The organism is Paenibacillus oleatilyticus (genome assembly GCF_018998565.1).
Classification (GTDB): Bacteria; Bacillota; Bacilli; order Paenibacillales; family NBRC-103111; genus Paenibacillus_G; species Paenibacillus_G oleatilyticus.
In genome coordinates this window covers 1-359 of record NZ_JAHNZO010000158.1, presented here as the reverse complement: position 1 = coordinate 359, position 359 = coordinate 1, and the positions used below count along the sequence as shown (strand labels likewise).

Below are 359 nucleotides of genomic sequence, written 5' to 3'. Positions count from 1 at the left end.
TTGCTGCACAGCGCCAACAGCCCGCTGCAGCCAATGAAAAGAAATAAAGACAGCGTCAGGGGCGCGCGGCGGCCAAAGCGATCGGCGGCCGCGCCCCAGAACAGCACCGGCAAGGCGGCGCCGATGACTAAGATTGAAATGGACAGCTCGGTAGCGCGCCGGCCCATCGCCAGCTCCCGCATCACCGTCGGCAGCGAAGGCAAGTACACGGTCGTCGCCATTTGCGCCATAAACACCAACAGACACGCCAGCGTCATGGTTCTGGCGGGAATGCTCCATAAGCCGCTGCGTTTAACACAAGCCGCCTTAGTCATGCGTAACCTCGTCTGAATGTTCATTCGCTGCGAGCAAGTGTATGA

The 359-nt window shown here is 59.9% G+C and carries 1 protein-coding gene; it reads right to left on the bottom strand.

Annotated elements, in window-relative coordinates; genetic code table 11:
- A partial coding sequence (locus tag KQX66_RS39035; RefSeq protein ID WP_216798436.1) for an MFS transporter occupies positions 1-359 on the bottom strand: 359 nt, incomplete at both ends.